The sequence below is a fragment of the Candidatus Melainabacteria bacterium genome (assembly GCA_003963305.1).
Lineage (GTDB): Bacteria > Cyanobacteriota > Vampirovibrionia > Obscuribacterales > Obscuribacteraceae > PALSA-1081.
Genome location: RXJR01000003.1, coordinates 189,477 through 211,597, shown reverse-complemented (window position 1 = coordinate 211,597; position 22,121 = coordinate 189,477). Strand labels below are relative to the sequence as shown.

The following is a 22,121-nucleotide window of genomic DNA, read 5'->3' as shown; positions in this document are numbered from 1 at the left end:
CAATTCGCTGCTTCAAGGCTATCTGACAAATTCGGCGCAGTCGATGCATATCAGCACGACAGCGCACAACTGCAGACGTTTATTGCCACTCACGTTTAGAATTAGTGCGAACTCTTGTGCACATCGACCAGGTAACGAACAAAAAGCCATATATTGAACGACCCCCACCCTGCAAAATATACAAAACAGATCCATACCAATGTCGTCATAGTTAAACTGGCTTCAATATTTCCCGCTAAAAAGCAGGAGAATCCAAGCACCAGCCAGTATCCGCAATAACTAAGCGCGCAAAAAGAGGCGTAATTGTCATTTGAGCGTGAATTTACTCCTGGGTGCCAGAATAACCAGAGTGATGCAATCAGTGAAATAAAAAACCAGGGAATGCCAAACCAAAAGATAGTGGTCTCCCCCCAGGCGAAACCACTATTCACTAACTGACCGATGTTTAGTGAAGCGCCAAAGACCATATTCAAAATACTCAAACAGATAATGTTTGCTAAAATTGCCGAAAAGCCCAAATAAAGCAGCTTTATCGGGATGACGATCTTCTCGCAATATTTTCTGATCAGTAAGATTGTCATTGCACACACATGCTTTCTGTTTTATTGCGTTGGCAGCCCTACGATTACTTGCCTTCCAATACGATGCCCGATCTTGGCTGAATAATATACTCGTGGGCAAGAGGTGTAGCCTTATCGCTGGTGACAATATCTTGACCAGTGGGCAGATTTGTATCGACCAGGCGCGACCATTCTCCGGGCGGCAACTGGATCTTGATTGGCTCCCAGTACGCGTTGAACGCCTGATACAGCGGTTTAACACCTGGTGCCTTCGGAGTTGTTTGCCAGGCTATGAAGCGAGCGCCCTCAGAGAAGTCAGGCTTGAATGGCTCAACACCATGCCAGCTGATATCAGATGGCCGAGTACGACCAATCTCATGCGATTTTCTCAAATCAATCATCATCTGCGTGAACCGCAACATATCAGCATTCTGCGGCAATTGCGACCACGGCATGTTATTCAGGCGCAGCTGGTTGTAGGCATTGTTATTGCCGTTTTGAGTGCGTCTGATCTCGTCACCCATCAACATCATTGGTGTTCCGCGCGACAAGTAAAGCAACGAGAGCATGTTCTTCATCTGCCGATCGCGCAATTGCTCAATCTGAATCTTCTGCCATTCAGGAATGTTGGCATGTTCAACAGGACCTTCATATCCGGAGTTCCAGCTCTTGTTATCATTGCTTCCGTCACGATTCTGCTCACCGTTAGCTTCATTGTGCTTGCTGTCGTAAGAGACGAGGTCGCGCAAAGTAAAGCCATCATGGGCAGTGGCAAAATTAATAGAATGACGCCCGGTCGATTCATCGAACCATCCTGGTGAGCCTGCAATTCGGTCTGCAAGTACTCCTGTTTGTCCACTCTCGCCGCGAACGAACCCGCGGGTAACATCTCTGAAGCTGCCATTCCACTCGGACCACATGCGGTCCGAGAAGTGACCCAATCGATAATTCATGATATCCCAGGGCTCAGCAATGAACTTAACTTTGGCAAATGCAGGTTCGTTCTCGATTGCCTGCATAATTGGCGTCTTTTCCTGGAACTTGCCAGTCGCATCGAAATTGAATGCGGTGGCGAGGTCAAAACGGAAACCGTCGATATGGTAGTCTTCGTGCCAGTATTTGAGAGTATCGAGAATGAATTTCTGAACTTTCGGGTTATTTGCGTTGACAGTGTTACCGCATCCGGTAGCATCAAAATAAAGCTCAGGCCGATTTGGCACGAGCAAATAGTATTGATTATTGTCTAATCCTTTGAAGCTGAAAGTAGGACCGAAGGGATCCCCTTCCGCAGTGTGATTGAAGACGACGTCCATAATGACTTCGATGTTGTTATCGTGCAATGCCTTAACGAGTGATTTGAATTCATTTACCTGTTGACCATGCGTGCCATCGGCAGCGAAACGACCTTCGGGCGCCTGAAAGGACATGGTGTTGTAGCCCCATGCATTCTGCAGCTTTTCACCGGTTTGCGGATTTGTTCGAGTCGAATCTTCAGCATGGAATTTCATGATAGGCATCAGTTCAACGGCAGTGATACCAAGATCTTTCAGGTAAGGTATTTTCTCGATCATGCCGCGGTAAGTTCCACGCAACTGCGGAGCGATACTGGCATCATCTGCGGTAAATCCGCGCAAATTCATTTCATAGATGATGGTATCCGACATGGGAGTTTCCAGGGGCTTATCGCCATCCCATTTGAAATCCTTCGTGTCGACAACAACATTCTTCGGCATCACAGCGGTATTATCTACGGTGCTCGGTCTCAACTGACGGCTGGCATCATTTGGAACAGTGTTGTCGTAACCAAGCTCTTCGCCCTTGCCTGTTGGATGCACATCGCCCGTAACTGCCTTACCGTATGGATCCAGCAAAGCTTTTTGAGAGTTGAACCGACTGCCATCCTGGGCAGGGGTGTAGTCACCATGGGCCTTGAACAAATAAAAATCGCCAGCTTTCATGCCGGGAACTTCGCGGTGCCAGACACCATTGGTCTCATACATCGGTAAAACTTGACTCGGCTCGCGGGCATCGGCACTATCGAAGATCAATAAGTCCATCGCCTTCGCGCCATGCGAGTCGACGGCAAAGTTGACGCCCTTTTCAGTAAGTGTTGCCCCGAAGTGCTCGGGCGAACCAAAGGTAGCTTTATCAATTGGAACTACCTGACCAGGCTTATTGTCACCGGGATTGTTTTCGCCCGCCTGGTTTTCGCCTGGCTTTGTTGCCTTCGCATCCGCATTGCCGGATTCCGGTGCGCCTGAATATTCTTTGGCTGGTCTGTAAGTCGGATCAGCCTGGAAGCGAGCAAATTCCGATTTCCAAATGTCGTTGTAGGTCTTGCCGTTTGCAGCCACTTCCTGACCAATCCTGGCCACATCAGTCACCACATCTGGTGCAGCGCCAGTCTTGCGTGTCTGAACACGCACTTCTGCCTGGCGAGCCTGTGACTCCATCTCGGCTCTAATTTGCATGAACTGTTGCTCTGCTTTGACCGGATCAGATTTCAAATTTTTGGCAACTGTTCTATAGCCGCCTTCATACTGATTGGCAAGGCGAAGGTGCGTCAACTCATGAGCCAGCTTGCCGATATCCTGAGAAGCATCAAGCACAACGACATTGTTACGAGTATCAGCAACCGAACCTGTACCAGAGTCTTTTCCAGTCAGTTCTTTCACTCGAGCCAAACGATTCTCGTAAGAAAGCTTGCTCAACTCAGGATCACTGATGCCATTGTTCTGAAGATATCGTTCGACCGGGATGCCCCCGCCAAAAGAGCGACCATTAATGGCAAAGTCAGCGGCTTTAGTAAATCCTTTCTGCACAGCGGGAAGAGCAACGTTGATGAAACCACCATTGGCCATGGCGTTGAGGCGACCTTCCATGTTCGACTGGTTCTCGCGCCCGGTAACGAGACTGGTAGTCAAATTAGCCGCATCGTAACTAGTCAAACCACCCACAGCGCCTACTCCGAAGCGTCCAGCCCCGGTCAAGCCCAACCGAGCAATTTGAGTGGTCGCTGCCGTCGGAACAGCCTTTGAGATAAAGTGGTTGCCGCCCTCGAATACCGCAAAACCAGCCATAGTTCCAACAGCATTGCCGATTCTCGTCTCACCCTGATTTGGGGCTTTGACAAAATCGTAGGCACCAGCGCCCAGAATCTGGGCGGCACTTTCGTTGGCCATGAAACGGGCGGCTCCACCCTGCAGTCCGAGCTCGCCACCCAGGGCTCGCATGCCTGACCCCATAACCTTTCCCGCGACTACGTAGGGAATGATGGCGCCGGCGGCTCCAGAGAGACTTTGAACCGCCCAATCGACCGAAAACATCTTTGCCTGGTGTGTTTCAGGCAAAGCAATCTGGTCTTTCTTGTCGGCAAAAGTGTTATAAACCTGAACTACGCCAGTGCCGTGGATGAACGGGTCGAGCACATTGCTAGCAAACCAACTGCTCGAATCATGCTGAGTCGAAGAGGCAGCCTCTGCCGGTTTGTTAGCTGCGGTTATGTCTAACCGATCTCCGACCAACGCGCAAACCTCCACGTCTCCCAAAGGAAGACCCCACGGGTATCTATGACTGCCGAGACGATGCCAGTATGTTATCTATCTATGCGGTCGCTTTAAATGGGGAAATTACGCCCCTCCCCAAGTCTTTTCTTAAATCTGGAAATTAGGCGCAGCGCGGCGATACGAGACATAGTCGAGATCACCGAAATGCTAGAAAACCTGTTTTAATAATAGGCTGCCGAGCTTCGAGGTCCACAATGGAAAAGCAATCAACCCTTACCCCGGAATCAGCCGCGAAAGAGATTCTAGACGACAGATTTCCCAATGCCATGGTCATGTACCTGGCAGGCTCTCTCGTGAGAGGGGAAGCAACTCGCTTTTCGGATTTAGATCTGGTAGTTGTCTTCGAACATGTAGAGAAAGCTCACCGTCAGTCGTTTTTCTACCGAGGTTGGCCGGTAGAAGTTTTCGTTCATGACCCTCAAACGCTGAAGTACTTCTTCACGGAAGTTGACGGCAAGTCAGGTTTTGCCTCGCTACCACAAATGGTGCAGGAAGCAAAAGTGATCAGTGAGCCGAACCAGCTGTCTGCTGAGCTCAAGGAACTGGCTCAATCAATAATCGATGACGGACCACCACCGCTCGAGCAGACTGAAGTCGACAAACGTCGCTATCAGATCACCGATTTGATCGATGACATACGCGAGCCCCGCTCTCGCGCAGAGCTGATGGGAAGCGGCGCCGTTCTGCTCGACTTAATGGCAGATTTTTACTTTCGCGTGAACGGTCACTGGTCGGCGTCAGGCAAAACGATTTTCCGAAAACTCGCAGCAATTGACGTAAAAATGCAAAAGGAATTCGAATTCGCTTTCTCTGAGTTACTGGCAGAAGCAAACTCAGCTCCGTGCATCGAACTGGCGGAAAGAATCTTGAAGGACAAGGGCGGATTTCTCTTCGATGGCTACAAGAGCGATGCACCAGCTGAGTGGAGAAAAGCCGATTAATTAAGCGTTGAGCCCGCGCAAAGCAAAATCAAAATAACCGGCGAGATGTTCTTTCAACTGCCCTTTGATTCGACCGGACCGCACCCAATGATATTGCTCGCAAAGAATGGCGAGATCGAGAAGATGAGCAATTCTCAATCGATCGATATCTTTGCGAAATCTGCCGGTATCCTGACCGCGCCTTAGTATCACATCGAGACAAATTGTGATTGGTTCAGGCTTACACTCTGTATTGGTACTCTCTCGTTCCATCATCGGACTGAAGCGCTGGTCGCAGAAAACGTCAAGCAAGCGGTAATTTTTCTCAGTCCATTCGGCAACGTCATTGATGAAGGCTTCGATCATCTCATCGACAGGCAACTGCTTCGCGCTTAATGCTTCGATATATTGGCGCGCTTCTTCACGCCCAATACGCTTGATTTCGAGCGCAATTTCCTCTTTGGATTTGAAGTAGGAGTAAAACGTAACCTTTGCTACGTCAGCTTCTGAGACAATATCGTCGATCGTTGTACCAGCGTATCCGCGTGTCGCAAACAGATGAGTTGCAGCGTCGATCAAAGTCTGCCGACGCTGTTCTTTCTTGCGCTCTTTCCGAGAGGATTCAGTCGTATTCATTTGACAAGCATAACACAGTATGGAAACATACTATAGTATGGTTTCTTGAAATCCAGTGCACAAGCGCGATTTGGGAAGACTATATCAGACAGACCGCACAGACAGGCGCTATGCGTCATAATTGTGACTTGTAGCATTCAAAACTCAAGTACCCAACGGCATCAATGAACATACTCACGTCGATTCTAATAGTCGCCCTTTCACTGTTTCTCTCAGCTTGTACCGAAGCTCCGAAGCCGCACGCCATGCCGCCTTCAGCGGTAGCAATCGAACCTGTGACAGTCGGTGCGCACCACGACAAAACCCTTTATCTCGGCACGATCAAATCAAGAAAATCAGTGACGTTGTCTCCGAATATCGAAGGCAACATTACGGAGATCAATGTCACAGCCGGTCAATTAGTCACAACCGGCCAGAAAATCATGAAAATTGATTCGCTCATGCAGACAGCGCAGACCAATGCTGTGGCAGCACAGGCTGATTCAGTGGAATCTGATCTGGAGACGGCAAAAGCTACATTGAAATCGCTGAACAGCACACTGCATAGCAAACAGTCTCAAGTCGAATACACAAAGACTCAGCACGATCGCTACGTCAAGTTATGCGCGGAAGGTGCGGTCTCCCAGTCTGATCTGGACAACTGGAAAAACAACATGCTCGCCGCAATCGCCGATCGCGATTCCACGCTCGAGCAGATAGAAGCACAGAAGATGACGATTCAGAAGATCGATCGCAGCCACAAACAGGCAATTTCTTCGTGGCAAGCACAGAAAGAACAACTCAAGTATTACAGCATTACGGCACCATTCGCCGGAATGATCGGAGACATCCCAGTTAAAGTCGGAGACCACGTCACCTCATCGACCGCACTGACGACGCTGACAGAGAATCACCCGCTGGAATGCTACATCGCTATTCCAGCAGAGAAAGCCAGCCTTATGCACATGGGCATGGACGTCGAATTGGTTTCGACTGAAGGACAGGATTTCGGCAACAGCAAAGTCATGTTTATCTCGCCAACAGTCGACTCCAGCAGCCAGACAGTACTTGTCAAAACTATCTTTCCTAATTCCAAAAACGAACTTCGAGCCGATCAGGCTGTGCGAGCTCAATTCATCTGGGAAACGACGGCAGGCATTTCTGTCCCGACCAAAGCTGTAAGCCAGATTGGTGGCAAGTATTTCGTCTTCCTGGCTCAAAGAGACGGAGACAAACTATTTGCAAAACAGACCGAGATTGAAGTCGGCGAAATTGAAGGTGCGTCTTATTACGTTAGAAGCGGATTGAAAGCAACTGACCGCATCATAACAACAGGTATTCAACGATTGGCTGATGGAGCGCCAATTACAGACAAAGTAGAAATGGCAGAGAAGGCGGAAGCGAACCCACCAGGATCGACAAAGAGCACTCACTAATGACTGAACAGTGCACCAGTCGCGAACTTCAAAGGAAACCATAGACCATGTTCGTCAATTTCTTCATTAGTCGCCCAATCTTTGCCTCGGTCTGCTCGCTCTTCATTGTTATCGCGGGTCTGGTTTCCATTCCAAACTTGCCTATTTCACAGTATCCGGCCATTGTTCCACCACAGGTCAAAGTCACTTCGGTCTACACAGGCGCCAGCGCTGCCGCGGTAGAAGCGAGTGTGACGAACGTCCTGGAACAGCAGATCAACGGCGTCAGAGGGATGAAGTACATCACCTCGACAAGCGGCAATGATGGCACCAGCACGATCAACGTCACATTCGATCTGGAGAGAGATGTTGATGCTGCTGCCGTCGACGTGCAAAACAGAGTCGGTTCGGTGCAAGGTCGCTTGCCTGAAGAAGTGAAAAAGACCGGAGTCACAGTCGACAAAGTCTCGACGACAATTATTTTCGCAGCAGCGCTTTCATCAAAAACACATGATGCTCTCTACTTAAGTAACTACGCAGATCTGTATATAAAAGACAACTTGAAGCGGGTTCGAGGCGTTGGCGACGTAACCATATTTGGTGAGCGCAAATACTCGATGCGTATCTGGTTGGACCCATCGAAACTCAACAACAGACAAATCACGACCAGTGATGTCACAAACGCGCTGAGCAATCAGAGTGTGCAGGTCGCCAGCGGATCAATTGGTAAGGCGCCTTATCCGGAAGGGCAGGCATTCGAAATCAATACGCGGGTTCTGGGGCGATTGAGAACGCCTGAAGAATTTTCCAACATCGTCATCAAAAGAGGACCGAATGGTTCGGTCGTCAAATTGAAAGATGTTGGTCGAGTGGAACTGGGAGCTGAGAATTACGGAACGTTCTTGCGATACAAAGGTGCAAATGCCGTCGGTATTGCAATCTATCAGTTTCCCGGTGCCAATGCGCTCGACGTCGCTCGCGAGTGCAAAGCCGAGCTCGCTAAGCTGACCAAGAACCTTCCGCCCGATATAAATTGCGAGATTGCATTCGATACGACAAGAGCTGTCGACGAATCTATTCAGGAAGTCATAAAGACTCTCACCGAGGCGATCTTCCTCGTCATTCTCGTTATCTTTCTGTTTTTGCAGAGCTGGCGAACCACCATCATTCCAGCGATTACGATTCCTGTTTCGTTGATTGGAACATTTGCGGCCATGAAGGCAATGAATTTCTCCATCAACACGCTGACATTGTTTGGTATCACGCTTGCCACCGGGCTGGTCGTAGACGATGCCATCGTCGTTATAGAAAACATTGTTCGTCTAATGGAAGAGCGGCATCTATCTGCCTTCGACGCAGCTCGCGAGAGTATGAAAGAAGTGACCGGAGCAGTTATTGCAACGGCGCTCGTACTGGCGGCAGTTTTCATCCCCGTTGCCTTCTTTCCGGGAACGACCGGGCAATTGTACAGGCAATTCGCACTGACTCTGGCTATCTCAGTAGGCATCTCCGCGTTCAACGCGTTGACGCTCACACCTGCACTTTCCGTGCTGATTCTGAAACACGAAGCAGGCAACACCAATTGGTTTTTCGCCCAGATCAACTGGGTGCTCGACATGATTCGCAGGTTCTTCGATCAGGCGCTCAGCGTCGTGCTCAGATACAAAGTAATTGTCGTTCCGGCATTCATTGCATCGCTAGTCCTGACCGGTTACCTGTATACCAAAATGCCGACTGGCTTTTTGCCCGACGAAGACGTGGGTTACTTCATGATCATTGTTCAGGGTCCGGAAGGAGTGTCGCTCGACTACACATCGAAAGTCGTAGCCAAAGTCGAAAAAGTCGTCAGCAATGAAAAGGATTTGCTCGGCGTCTTTGCCGTGGGAGGATTCAGCTTTTCAGGCAACAATTCGAGCAACGCCATTGTTTTCTGCACATTGAAGCCCTGGAGCGAGCGCCCCCGCCCTGATCAATCAGCCAGCGCCATCATCAATAAACTGCGCGGACCGCTGTTTGCAATTGACGATGCCTTCTGCATTCCATTCAATCCGCCTCCGATTCAAGGACTCGGTAACTTCGGTGGTTTCGCCTATGAATTGGAAAACACTCAGAGACTTCCGCTTGAAGACTTCTCTGCAATTTCCGACAAGTTCCTGGCAGAGGCACGCAAAAGCCCACTGCTGACCGGCATTCAGACAACATTCCGGATGAACTCGCCGCAAATTGTCATCGACGTGAACCGTGACAAAGCTGAATCGATTGGCGTGAAAGTCGGCGAAATCTTCAATACGCTCCAGACGTTCATTGGCTCACTCTATGTGAACGACTTCGACTACCTGGACAGAAGTTACCGAACTTATGTGCAGGCAGACAAGCAGTTTAGAAGCAATCCGCAAGACATAGACCAGCTCTACGTGCGCACGGCTGAAGGGAAAATGACTCCGCTCAGTAATCTCGTGACGATGACGCGAACAACGTCGCCACCGACGATATCGCACTACAATCTTTTCAAATCAATCGAAATCAACGGCGCACCAGTCCCCGGCGTAAGCTCCGGTCAAGCAATCAATGAGATGGAAGCAATCGCCAAACGCGTTCTGCCGCGAGGTACAAACTACGAGTGGACCGGTATTTCGCTTGAAGAAATTCAGTCCGGCAATCTGGCGATCTTAATCTTCGCTCTTGGTCTGTTATTTGTATTCCTGGTTCTGGCGGCTCAATATGAGAGCTTAATCGACCCGCTGGTAATCTTGTTTGCAGTACCACTGGCAGTGCTTGGTGCTATTTCGGCACAAATGTTGCGAGGGCTGCAGAACGACGTCTTCTGCCAGATCGGTCTCGTTATGCTGATTGGCTTAGCCAGCAAGAACTCGATTCTCATCGTCGAATTTGCCAATCAACTGCACAAGAAAGGACTGTCCTACCATCGTGCGGTTTTCGAAGCAGCATTAACGAGACTGCGCCCGATTCTGATGACATCGCTGGCGTTCGTCTTCGGTATTCTGCCGATGGCGATCGCAGAAGGCGCGGGTGCGAACAGCAGGCATTCGCTTGGCACGACAGTGCTCGGAGGGATGGTTCTGTCCACGGTACTGAGCTTGTATGTGGTACCGGTTTTGTACCTCGTATTCAAATCTATCAAAGGCATATTCATTAAAGAACCGCCTACAGTGTTGCCACCAGATGAAGATGCGCCCGAAACAAGCGAACTGCAGAATTCAACAATGCAGTAAGCCCTACTCACCGCCGCCGCACACCTTGCATGGAATGCCGCCTCGCTTGTGAGCTTCCTTTCTCGTAATCTGAATGCAGTGCACGGTACATCGCTCTGCCCATATACAACTGAGAGCGTGAAATTTGTAATTCGAAGTATTGAAGGCAACTATGTCAGAGTCGCGGGCAATCTGAGCAGTAATCTGAGCCGTATGACTGGACTGGCGAAAAGCCGACACAGGTGCTAATGCCGCTGTACAAATAGCGGAGACAACCACAGCGGCGGAAAAAATGGCACTAAAATTTTTCTTCATATGTAAAGCATTTGCGGCATCTGCTATCATCTTTGGCAATTTAGTTTACCAGCGAAGCGGAGCATTTGATGCGTTTTCTATTGGGGTTAGCGGCGACAGCGTCTTTGTGTGTTAATGCGGCTCATGCCGAAACAACGACAGGATACGCCTACTATCCCTCTGAAAAACATCCAGAGTATCTGTTAAAACTTTCTGGAAAAGTCGTAAATGGGAAAGTGGCGGTGAAAGAAGCTTTCCTAACCCCAAAGCTGGTGGCAGGAAGTGTTTCCGTTACTGCTGCCGGTCAAAAGATAGGTATGGACGGCACACCGCTTGGGCACAGAGTTGGTTTAGGTCTCCAAGTAAACGTAAATAAGCAGCTCGGCTTTAACTCAACCGCCGCCGAAGTTCTTATCTTCTATCCGTCCAAATTGACATCAATGCCCAATTTATCGTTGAAGGCAAAGAATGAAACTTTGAAATCAGCCTGCAAGCGCGACGCAAAGCATTCCAAGCCTGACAATGTTGAAGCGACAATCACGATTCCGCCCGAATTATCGAAGAAACTCGATTTCGGAGACGCTCTCACTATTGAGGTTAAGGACGAGTCCAACAACGCTTTGGAACAAGCGACATTCAAAATTTGCCCCAAGCAGGCATACAATCAAATGCTGGCAGCAGCTATTCAATCGGTCATAGACAAAGATGCCGGAGATAGCAGCAATGCTCAGAAGAACAATACTTCCAGCAATACACCTGGCAATACTCCCAGCAATACTACTGGCGATACGCCCAAAAGTAGCGAAAAGAACTCGTCCAATGAGAACCTGAATGTGGACGAGCCAAACAAGAATGCCGCCCAAACTAAAAACAACGCGCCCCAAACAAAATAGCCATCCCCTGGCAGTGGGACGGCTACTTGTCTTCAGGTCCTGGTAAAACCAGTTATGTGTCGAACCAGGTAAAACCCATTATGCATCGAACCAAGAGTTAGACATTGGTGGTGGAGTAACTACCATCTCTTCTTTCGGAGGAGTTTTAGCTTTTCTCTGCACTGGGAGCAGGTCATGCAGGGACTTCTTAGCTTGTGGCTGTTGTGCAACAGGCTGAGCATTCATCTCTGCGTTTTCAGCTCTAGCAACGACTTTAGCATTGCCGGCGGTGTTGGCAGCTGGAGTAGTGGCGTTGCTGCTAGAAACTGCATGCGGTGCATCGAATCCAGCCAGAATCGTGTTCATACGGCTGATCAATCCATTAGCTTGCTGCACCTTGCTGTGCACTTGCTGCTGGGAGAGATACGCTTCGGACTGCTCCGATTGAGTCACTGTTTGCGGTCCATGCTGAACGTTGTGCGCAGTTACAGGTGCAAAGCTTACAGCTCGCGACTCTGTGCCCTCAACATGTTGGTATGGAGCAACTGTTGTATACGCTTCACTGTTGGAGCGTGCATAGACTACATCAGAAGATTGCTGCACTGGAGTGCGTTCAACTGGTGCAATGTTCTCAACAGAGCGGCTCTCTGCGTGTGCACTTGCATTCGCCAGGTAGTATTGGACCGGGCTAGAGTAAGCTTGTTGAGCTTGTACGGAACCGGCGTCGATTGCGATCGGCTGGTTAGGAGTAATCAGAGCAGCTACCAGCGGTGCAGACTGTGAAGGAGCAGCATAGTACTCATTGGCGGGAGCGCCTGGCTGGATGAAGCTGCTTGGCTGTCCCTGAACCGGCGCATACTGGGTAGTCTGAGCATATTCAGAAGACGAATTCTGCTGTGCAACGTATTGAGCTTGTGCCGAATTCGAAGACGAGTAATCGGCAACGTATTGAGCTTGTGCTGAATTCGAAGATGAGTAATCGGCAGCATATGAGCTTGTGCTCGATACCATCGACGGTGCTGGGTTTGCCTGAGCGGAGTAGTACTCGGCGTTGCTTGCAGGTTGTGTGCCACCAGTAATTGTTTGAGCGGGAGCGCTGTAGTCAATCGGAGTTGATGATGGCAAGACCGAAGCAAACACTGGGGTACCCTGCTGTACGTTCGCCGATGATTGCGAAGAATTATCGACCACGTAAGAGCTCGAAGCAGCATTGTTAGACTGATTCGAATAATCAACAGCGTATGAATTTTGAGCGCTGCTTGTTGACTGACTCGAATAGTCAACGGCGTAGGCATTAGCCTGAGCGGAACCAACCACGTTTCCAGCTACAGCTGGTGCGGCATAGTACTCACTTGATGCTGTCTGTCCGCTCGGAGCAGAATAGTATTCATTTGACGTAGATTGTCCGCCCAGCGATGCGTGAGCACCAGTCGGGATGGTGTTGTAGTTCTCTACAGCGGCTACGACATTACCAGATACAGCCTGGGCTGAGTAAACTGCATTCGATACTACTGAGTTGGCGTCCACCTGTGTTCCGGAAATTGCAGGCACAGCTGAAGCATTGGTAACAAGCGGCGCACTGTATGAGTCGTTCGCGACATATGCATTAGCTGAGTTATATGAATTTGCCGAGTTGTAGGCGTTTGCATTAACCAGTGAGCGGTCGCTGCGGTCGATCATATCTGAAGGCACTACGCCTCCATATGTGGTGACATCGCCATATTGAGTGACATTGCCGACTGCCGGTGCAGAGAGCGAAGGGTTGGCAACGATTGAGCTGTCTACGTTCGCGGAAAGCGAGTTGTTAACAACGGACGATGCATCGACAGCGTCAAGGGCGTCAACCCAACCGGAGGAGGCTAGAACATCCATATTATCGATATCTGAAAACTCGATTCTGGAAAGGTCAGCGGATGTGAGGGATTCGTTGGAGACCCAGCTGCTCGACATGTTGCTGGATGCCAGACTAGTGGAATCAACGTCGATGTCTGTCAGTGAGTTAGTGAAGTCGAATTTTGCGACATCATCGCGCAGCAGTTCTGCAGATAGAGCGGCGACGTAAGCACCGTGTGAGCCGTGCGATCCGTTCTCTCCGGCGCTGCCTGAAGCACCAGCCAACGGGGCACCATGTTCGGCACCGGCGGCGGCCATGCTGAGATTGCTCATGTGCGTGCTGATGCTTTCTGCCAGCTTCTCTGCGCGCTTCGATTCAAGTTCACTGCGACGAGCATCAGCTGCTTCCTGAGCTCTTGCGCCAGCTTGAGCTAGAGCCATCTCAGTTCCTGCATGTTTGGCTTGGTCTTGAGCCAATTTGGCGTCTTCAGCATTTTTGGCGTCTTGAGCCAACATTGCAGCGGTAAGTTCAGACGGCGGAGGCGAAGTTTCTGCAGCCAGAGCAGCCGCATCGTAGCCCGACGCTTCCGCAGCTTTCAAACTGGAGAGTTCGTTTGCAACTGTTGACTGAGCAGCGGCTTCAGCATCGAGATCAGCTGTAGCGTCGTAGACTCCATCCATAGGAATGTCAGCCAACTGGTCGGCAATTTCAGCGGAGCAGAACATGGAGGCGTACTGAGATTCTTGACTGAACACGTCGCCGTCAAACTTCTTCTCAGAAGGAGGAATCATGGCACTTTCGGCCAATCTATCAAGAGACTTGTCTGTCGAAGACTTGTCATCGAATGATGAGCCCAGAGGTGCACCCATTCCTTCACCCTTGCCTAGTGAGCGCATTGCCAGCGCTTCGTTGAGCCCAGCCTTATCTACTGGTCCGTTACTACCGAGCCCTCTCGAATCACCACCAGCGGCGACTGGGCTGTTGGAAGCTACACTGACGTTTCCACCATGGGCAGTCGAATTGCTCGAAAGAGCACCGATACCGTCTGCGGTGGCTGGAGCTTGACCGCCCTCAGCACCACCACCCTTAGCACCGCAGCTTCCGCCGCCACCACCACCAGCACCGCCACCGGCACCGCCGCTCTTCATGGCTTTCTCGGCCATATTGGCAGCTTCCTGACCTGCGGCGCGGACGAGACCAGCAAAATCGAATGCATGTTTAACGGAAGCGGTAGCCAGGAAGTGCAATGCAGTCATAAGCACGCATCCGGTTTCGCCGACGCCCTTGAAGCAGGCAATGAGGAGAATAGCTGTATTCCAGAACAAGCTCCAGAAAGCAAGGGTGATGACACCTTCAACCCAGCTTGGCAGAGCACCGCGCAGCTGCTTCATCGGCCATACCCAGAGCCCAGCTGCTACTGGTCCAACAAACCAGAGGTAATAGAGGTAAGCCATTTGGAAAGCACAGAGAATGTTCCATGAAGCTGTGAGAGCTGCGTTACTTCCGTTCAAACCGAGACGAGCGGCAACACTGCTGGACGACATCGCTTCATCGGCACGTCCACCTGGTGCTTGATAGAGACCCGAGCAAGGATCTTCGATTTTGTTCTCCATCATGCCTTCAAATTGCGCGAACAATCCACCTGGATTTACGAGCGGAGTCATCGCAGGAACAGGCAAGTCGAGAGCGTTACGATTCTCTTGCTCACCACGCACTGGGAAGGCGCGGATTTCGGCGCAAATTGCATCTTTATACATATCCGAACCGAAAAGGCGGAAGTACTCAGAATTGATGGTAAATGTGATCGAGTTGGACAAATCGATACTGTAGTTGACGACCAGATAAGTTCCAGGGATCAAAAATATGGCGATCACTGAACGCATGATGCCTTCGAGCGGGTTGATGTTGCCCAGCACAGGATTGCCGGCAGCCATGATGGCGCGCACTTGAGTCAACAATGCACCAGGAAGCAGCAACAAGATGCCCATCGGTACGAAGATGTTGTTGCGCAGCAGATTCCACTTGTTGCCACCATCTACAGTGAAGTTATGGAGGTAGTGAGCACAAAAGTCAATGGCACTGGATGCTTGATCTCGAGAAACTTCTGCGGCAGCATTACCGGCATTGGTCGCTTGAGCTTGTGCAGCAGCCTGAGCAGGCTTTACCCATCTGCCGGGCTCGCTCAACTTACCGACCAATTCCTTGTCAGCGATCTGCTGATTAACGAGAGCCGCAGCTGCTGTCAATCTTTCAGTCGCTGCTTTGCCCTTCCAAGGGAAATCGGCTTCAGCCTGCTTCTTTGCACCAGTCTCCATCTTAACTTTCACCGAAGAGGACGGAATGATATCCGTCAGCATCGGGGTGCCTTGCTTAGCAAGATCAGAGCCGAAGTCTTCGTCTACCTGAGCCTTCTGGTCTTGGACATTGTTGTCGCCACCCATTTGTCGAGGGTAGATATGGGAGTTAGCGGTGTCTTGATTCTTTGCGCTAATCTCATAACGATTCATTCCGTTTCCGGAGCTAGGACTCGCATTAGCTGCGGCTCCAGCAAAAAGTGAAACTGCAAGAGCTGTCGTTAACCAGAATGTTTTAGAAGGGGTCATCTGAATCCTCAGCTTTAGAATCGGGTGGCGCAAAAAAGAGACAACGAATCAATCGTTGCTTTCGCCTTGAATTTAGTAAGGGACTTAAACTCGGTGAAGTGATGGGTGGGGTCCGAGTGAATTCATACTAATGAAAGAGTGTGACCAATTTGTACCTGTAAGGTCACAAATGTCGAAAACCCCGAAATTTCAGCGTTTTGTTCATTAAATCGGACTGCCGAATTGCTGGAGCTGTCGGCACCCAGTTTCAATTGCTGAATGCCTCACCAGTATTGCTTTTTGCTACCCAGGGGCGATTTTAAACTGATATCAGTTTAAAAACACAGAAATTACCTGTATCACGCCATCTGTGGCTCTGGACGCGTCATCGGAGGCGGCGGAAAAGCATCCGCGACTTTGACCTCATTTTCCGCTGACATAGTTGGTGGGTTGGCCACAAGAACGGACGGTCCAGATCGGCGCGGTCCTTCGTTGTTGTCCTTCTCGCCCCGACTCTCGTCACCACCGTTGCCGTTCTCAGACGGAGGTGCCGGAACGTCAGTCGGCTGCATGCTTGTACCGCCGCCGTTGCTGCTCGGTGTGGAACCACCCTCCGGCATTCCACCGCCGCCTGCAGCAGCTCCACCACCGGCAGCAGCCCCTTCGCCACCACCAGCACCGCCACCGCAGCCACCACCGCCGCCGCCTCCACCACCGCCTGCGCCCTGCTGAGCCTGCGATGCTTTTTCTAGAACTTTAGCGACCATTTCACCTGGTTTGTAGTCAAAAGGCATAAAAGGCACGTACGTCAGGATTACCATGAATGCCGTAAAGACAAGCATCTCCCACTGTGTGTTGGGATTGTATTCTCCTAGCTCCGTCAACCAGGAGATGCGCGTGCACATGCACAGCAACACAACACACCACCAGAACCGCCAGAGGGCAAGATTAGTAACGGCATCTACCCAGTTGGCGAAAACCTTACTGAACAGACTGCCTGCGTTGGTTGGCCAGGCGAACAGCGCCGCAGCGATTGGCCCCATGAGCATCAGGTAGCACATCATCACAATCTGAAAAGCCAGCAGGATAGTCATGCCAAATCCCAGCGCCATGTTCATGAAATTGAAGCCCATCTGCATCATGTTGGTAGCAGACGACTGCGACTCGACACCTGACGCTCCTTCTGCAGAATCGGTCATCTTTCCAGCCAATTTTTGCAAGGTGCCGCCGCCCAGGCTGTTCTTCTCATTTGTCGGCGGAGGGTTAAATGTCTGCTCCTTCGCCCACTGGAGAATCTGCGCAGGAATCAGATACTTTTGCACTTCGAAAGTCATCGAATTACCAATGTCGATGGCGAAACTGACTATCAACTGCGTAGCGGGAATCAAGAATATGGCAATGACACTGCGCAAGATGCCGGTGAAAGGGCTCATCGTGTCTTCATCTTCGAGGTCGATCATGCCTGACGCAGCGACACACTTAACTTGCGTCAGGACCGCTCCCGGTAGCACTAGCAAAATCGCCATAGGCACATAGACGTTTTTCAACATCTGCTGAACCATCCAGATCGCCTGGGAGAGCAGGCGCACTGGCGCATACGTCGTAGTGGGGATAGCCGCCCCCTCGTTGGCTACGTTGATGAGCGTCTCACGCATGACGACAATATCTGACTCCATGGCGTTCTCAGCCGCCTCGGCAGACGCGCTGGATGCTTGCTGTGCCTGTGCTTCCTGCATTACCTTGGAGGTCTGCACGAAGTTGTTGGGTGAGCTGAGTTGATCTGCAAGCTTGTTGGCGCTGGCTTGCTTTGTTACCAGGTCAGTTCCTACGCTTGCTATTGTGCCGGCGCCGGGTCCGAAATCAGGCATGTGATCGTCAGCCGATTTATCTTCCTGCTCACTACCCAGTTTGACGTTCACACGAATCGGAGGATGGTATGTCGAGCCAGGCGGGTCGCCGGCAGGCGGACCGAGGTGGTCTTTGCCCTGATACTTCGGAACTTCTGTATATCCAGGCGGGGCCACCTCGTCGATGTCTCGTCCGGAACTGGATGGTTTCTCTTTCTGTGCCTGTGGCTCGCCAGCCTGAGTAGTGACTGCGTCTTTGCCATCACCGCCTTCGGTGCCGCCTTGCTGGTAGCCGCCCAATTGCGACGCGGCACCAGGCTGGTTAGCAGGCTCGAGCGACTCGGACTGATCCTTCTTCTGCTGACCAGTGTACGCCTGTGACTGCTTGTCTCGATAACTCCGCATGTTGGGAGTGTTCATCGTGCCGCTGTACGAGGCTTGAACCGCAGTACTTAATCCGCAAAACAGAATCGTTGCGGCGATGGATGAAATCAGAGGGGTGTTATTTTTCATCGCATTCAGAGGTAACAGCGATATCTCGCTGCCCTTCTGCCTTTATTTAGTAAGGGGATTTGAAAACTCGAATTGGGGGGGGGAACGGCAAAGCTTATTCGAGTGAGTTAAGTCTAATCAAACCTTGTGACCAATTTGTACCTTGACCGGGCCCAATTATTAATCCGTGCAGGTACTGCCGCCGAGGAGGACGGGTCTGAGTGTGATTGCCGACCAGATGTTCGGGATAGGCACCATATTCAGTGCGCAAAGGCAACCGCTTAACGAACGCCGACTTTTGCGCGCTGTACCTTGCGATATTCTTCCAGACGTTGCTGTGACTCCTCAACCAATTTCAGCGCAGCTGCAAACTGAAAATATGGCTGATTCGACTCTGTAGATGCGTCCTCAACAAGGTTTATGACGGCATAAGCAACACTTTCTTTCAGCCGAACTTTCTCGTTCAAAATGCGGGAACAGACCGGGCACATCTTTTCGCCACTTTTCAGCCCGGTGAACAAAGGGGAACCAACTGGAACATTTTGCTCGCAGAAATGACACTGTATGCCTTCAACAGCTGCAATTCCTTCATCAGCTGCGGCACACTGACACTTTACCGGGTCACAAGAACAGGCATAAGCAGGTGCAGCTTCCTCAATCTTCGCGACAACCTTCTTTGTCTTACTACCTGCCAGATAAGCACTTTGTCGCTCAAATGGATATTCCGTATCAATCTCATCGATATCCGGATTAGCACCAGGCAACTGATTTGCCTTTTCAATCAGATTCTTAAGTTCAGCCACATGGGGAGCCAGTTCGTGAAATCTGTACTTCCTAACCAGCTTCACAACTTCTTTTGCCTTTCTGTCGATTGCCTCGCCCGCTGCTAACTCTTTAGCACCCATCGCAACACTCCTGAACCTGCTCACGCTGCGCATTGTAGTCGAATTCCAACAAGAATTCACTAATCACGATTAAGATTGTCGCTTCCTTCTGCGGTACTGCATGTAGTGCTCCTGTTACACCAGGTCGTCAATAAACAAAGCATTCTGCGCAAATTCCCTTGACTAGAAGAAACAAACATTTCACCCGATGAAACCAAATATTTCTTCTCAGGTAAAAGTCTCGCGAACAAATGACTACTTCACCCACAAGCGGCGGATGCTTGGAACGCAAGCCAGACAAAGCCCCGAGGGGAGATGCCAAAAGGAAAGTCGGATTTATAGAATGACAAGACCACTTGCAAGCTCTGCTAATCCCAGTATCATGAGAGGTGAAACGGCAGTAGCCGGATGCTTAAATAGGGGATTTGCTGGCGGCATGTTCAACCAGTATCAATTGAACGGCATCTTCGACGAAATGTTCGAAGCTAAAGACGTGCCGCGTCCACACTACGAATCAGTTTTCGGGCAACTGGCCGAACTCAGCAGCACTGCCTTTGAACGGCGTCGCCGCATGGCAGACCTGTCATTCAGAAATCAGGGCATCACTTTCACGGTGTACAACGATGACACTGGCGTCGAACGTATCTTTCCGTTCGATCTCGTGCCACGCATTGTGCCCGCCTCAGAGTGGCAAGTGATCGAACGTGGCTTGGAGCAACGCATTACCGCTCTGAATATGTTCTGTCACGACGTCTATCACGATCAGCGAATTTTGCGCGAGGGAATCGTTCCACCAGAGCTGATTTATTCAGCCCAGATGTTTCGGCGTGAAATGATTCACGTTAGCGTACCCAATGATATTTACATTCATGTCTGCGGCACTGACTTGATTCGCGACAAAAACGGCAACTATCTGGTTCTCGAAGACAATGGACGCACCCCGAGCGGCGTTAGTTACGTGCTTGAAAATCGCGCCATCATGAAGCGCGTCTTTCCAGCATTGTTTGCCAGCTATCGAGTCAGGTCGATCGAAGACTATCCCTACAACTTGCTTCAATGCTTGAAAGAACTGGCTCAATTCCGAGTCGATGATCCGACCATTGTCGTTCTCACGCCTGGCATTTACAACTCAGCCTACTATGAACACAGCTTCCTGGCGCGACAAATGGGTGTTGAACTCGTCGAAGGAAAAGACTTGATCGTAGACAACAATTTTGTCTACATGCGCACGACGGCCGGATTGCGACGCGTCGACGTAATCTACAGAAGATTAGATGATGACTTCCTCGACCCGCTCTGTTTCCGGGGCGACAGCATTCTTGGAGTGCCGGGACTGATGACTGTCTATCGCTGCGGTAACGTGGCTCTGGCAAATGCAGTCGGAACAGGAGTTTGCGACGACAAAGCTGTTTATCCTTATGTTCCTGCAATGATCAAGTTCTATCTGTCGCAAGAACCAATACTTAACAATGTCCAGACCTTCAACTGCCAGGACAGCAGCGATTGTGCCTATGTTCTCGATCATCTCGATCAGCTTGTAGTCAAAAATACAAACGGCTCAGGTGGCTACGGAATGCTAATGGGACATAAAGCAACCAAAGAAGAAAGAGCAGAATTTGCCGCAAAAATCAAAAGCGATCCGCGCAATTTCATTGCCCAACCGATCGTGGAATTGAGTCAACATCCGAGTCTTGTCTCTGATCATTTTGAAGGCAGAAGAATCGATTTGCGACCATACATTTTGTACGGCAAAAAACCAATGGTTATGCAGGGCGGGCTAACGCGCGTTGCACTCGAAGAGGGCAGCTTAGTCGTAAACAGCTCGCAAGGCGGCGGCAGCAAAGACACATGGGTAGTGGAGGACGTGCGCTGACTACTGAATCAGAAATTGCTGGAGAAGAGGAAGAACGGCCGATTCCAAAAATCGTAGCCGTTGCTAAACCGTCTAAACGCGTAGGTGAGCGAATAGTGCAGAGCTCGCTTGTGCAGCCGGCTGCCGGCAGATCACGACCGATGCTCTCGCGTGTTGCAGAAGCAATGTACTGGATGAGCAGATATGTTGAGCGCGCCGAACACATTGCCAGAATTGTGTTGGTCAATTCGCACATGCTCATTGACCTGGGTGAACTTGCACAGGACATGCAAGAAAAGCAATGGCTAGGCGTTCTGCGAATATTGCGGCTCGACCAGCGTGCCGAGATGATGCTGTCAGGAAAGCCGTTGGTGGGACCGCATGTGTCTGACTTCATGGCAAACGAAAGTAATCGCAATTTGATTGCCGCGCTAACAAAAGCCCGCGAAAACGCACGCAGCATCAGAGAAAATATTTCCACCGAGATGTGGGAAACGCTGAATACACTCTACTGGTCACTCATGGGAGACGATGTTAAACAGCGCTTCGAAGAGTGTCCAGAGGAAGTTTTCCATTCAGTCATAATGGGCTCCCTTCTATTTCAAGGTGTTGCGGACCAAACGCTGCCCCACTCGCAGAGCTGGCAGTTCATCCAGTTAGCAAAGTATCTTGAACGAGCCGACATGATTTGCCGCATTGTTGATACCAATTTCGACATTCTGCAATCTTCCGGAGACTTCTGTGAAACACCACTGCGGAATATTCAGTGGATGGGCGTTTTGAGAAGCTGTTGCTCGATTGAAGCCTATCGACGCAAGTACATTGGAGACCTGGACCCGCTCAACCTGGCTGCATTTTTGTTGCTCGATGACGAGTCACCACGAAACGTCAGATACTCGGTCAAAGCCGCCCAAGAAGCAATTGCTGGAATCGCATCGGCAGTACATCCGCAGGAGACCGACTCGGCTGAACGAATACTGGGCAGACTCTGTGCTCGACTGGAATACGCAGAGATGAGCGAACTGGCAGGAGACAATCTAAAAGTATTCCTCAACAAGATCCAGACAAGTCTTCACGAAGCCTCAATCGCGATTGAGAATGCGTACTTCCTGCATTAAAGAACAGAAGAAGCCGCAATTACAAGCCAATCCAACAGTCCCCAAAGTCAAACAATCC

General features: G+C 50.5%; 12 protein-coding genes. 6 read left to right on the top strand and 6 right to left on the bottom strand.

Annotated features, from left to right (window positions below; all coding sequences use genetic code 11):
• Positions 1 to 101: 101 nt before the first annotated feature.
• Both EKK48_04005 and EKK48_04000 read right to left on the bottom strand, forming a co-directional pair.
• Positions 102 to 581 (bottom strand): hypothetical protein, encoded by a 480-nt coding sequence (locus EKK48_04005; protein RTL45229.1) that lies wholly within the window; start codon positions 579 to 581, stop codon positions 102 to 104.
• A 44-nt stretch (positions 582 to 625) separates the two neighbouring features.
• The gene (locus EKK48_04000) at positions 626 to 4,084 is read right to left on the bottom strand and encodes a glycogen-debranching protein (GenBank protein ID RTL45228.1); all 3,459 of its coding nucleotides are present in this window, start codon (positions 4,082 to 4,084) and stop codon (positions 626 to 628) included.
• Between the two features lie 236 nt (positions 4,085 to 4,320).
• Here EKK48_04000 and EKK48_03995 point away from each other — a divergent pair, with 236 nt between their 5' ends.
• The gene (locus tag EKK48_03995; GenBank protein ID RTL45227.1) at positions 4,321 to 5,067 is read left to right on the top strand and encodes a nucleotidyltransferase domain-containing protein; all 747 of its coding nucleotides are present in this window, start codon (positions 4,321 to 4,323) and stop codon (positions 5,065 to 5,067) included.
• On the opposite strand, the gene EKK48_03990 is transcribed toward EKK48_03995, so the two are convergent.
• The gene (locus EKK48_03990; protein RTL45226.1) at positions 5,068 to 5,682 is read right to left on the bottom strand and encodes a TetR/AcrR family transcriptional regulator; all 615 of its coding nucleotides are present in this window, start codon (positions 5,680 to 5,682) and stop codon (positions 5,068 to 5,070) included.
• A 164-nt stretch (positions 5,683 to 5,846) separates the two neighbouring features.
• On the opposite strand from EKK48_03990, the gene EKK48_03985 reads away from it, so the two are divergent.
• Positions 5,847 to 7,097 (top strand): efflux RND transporter periplasmic adaptor subunit, encoded by a 1,251-nt coding sequence (locus EKK48_03985; protein RTL45225.1) that lies wholly within the window; start codon positions 5,847 to 5,849, stop codon positions 7,095 to 7,097.
• Positions 7,098 to 7,144: 47 nt separating this feature from the next.
• A complete protein-coding gene (locus EKK48_03980) occupies positions 7,145 to 10,309 on the top strand; it encodes a multidrug efflux RND transporter permease subunit (protein ID RTL45224.1) in 3,165 nt (1,054 codons plus the stop codon).
• Between the two features lie 3 nt (positions 10,310 to 10,312).
• On the opposite strand, the gene EKK48_03975 is transcribed toward EKK48_03980, so the two are convergent.
• Positions 10,313 to 10,642: a hypothetical protein gene (locus EKK48_03975; protein RTL45223.1), complete on the bottom strand. Its 330-nt coding sequence runs from the start codon at positions 10,640 to 10,642 to the stop codon at positions 10,313 to 10,315.
• Positions 10,643 to 10,671: 29 nt separating this feature from the next.
• Between EKK48_03975 and EKK48_03970 the strand changes: the two genes are divergently transcribed.
• Positions 10,672 to 11,475: a hypothetical protein gene (locus EKK48_03970; protein ID RTL45222.1), complete on the top strand. Its 804-nt coding sequence runs from the start codon at positions 10,672 to 10,674 to the stop codon at positions 11,473 to 11,475.
• Positions 11,476 to 16,229: 4,754 nt separating this feature from the next.
• On the opposite strand, the gene EKK48_03965 is transcribed toward EKK48_03970, so the two are convergent.
• On the bottom strand, positions 16,230 to 18,230 hold the full coding sequence (locus tag EKK48_03965) for a hypothetical protein (GenBank protein ID RTL45221.1): 2,001 nt from the start codon (positions 18,228 to 18,230) through the stop codon (positions 16,230 to 16,232).
• Positions 18,231 to 18,490: 260 nt separating this feature from the next.
• Positions 18,491 to 19,114, bottom strand: coding sequence for a hypothetical protein (locus EKK48_03960; protein RTL45220.1), 624 nt, complete (start codon positions 19,112 to 19,114; stop codon positions 18,491 to 18,493).
• Between the two features lie 415 nt (positions 19,115 to 19,529).
• Here EKK48_03960 and EKK48_03955 point away from each other — a divergent pair, with 415 nt between their 5' ends.
• The gene (locus EKK48_03955; GenBank protein RTL45284.1) at positions 19,530 to 20,966 is read left to right on the top strand and encodes a circularly permuted type 2 ATP-grasp protein; all 1,437 of its coding nucleotides are present in this window, start codon (positions 19,530 to 19,532) and stop codon (positions 20,964 to 20,966) included.
• The gene (locus EKK48_03950; GenBank protein RTL45219.1) at positions 20,942 to 22,063 is read left to right on the top strand and encodes an alpha-E domain-containing protein; all 1,122 of its coding nucleotides are present in this window, start codon (positions 20,942 to 20,944) and stop codon (positions 22,061 to 22,063) included. Before EKK48_03955 ends, EKK48_03950 begins: the two co-directional genes overlap by 25 nt.
• Positions 22,064 to 22,121: the final 58 nt, after the last annotated feature.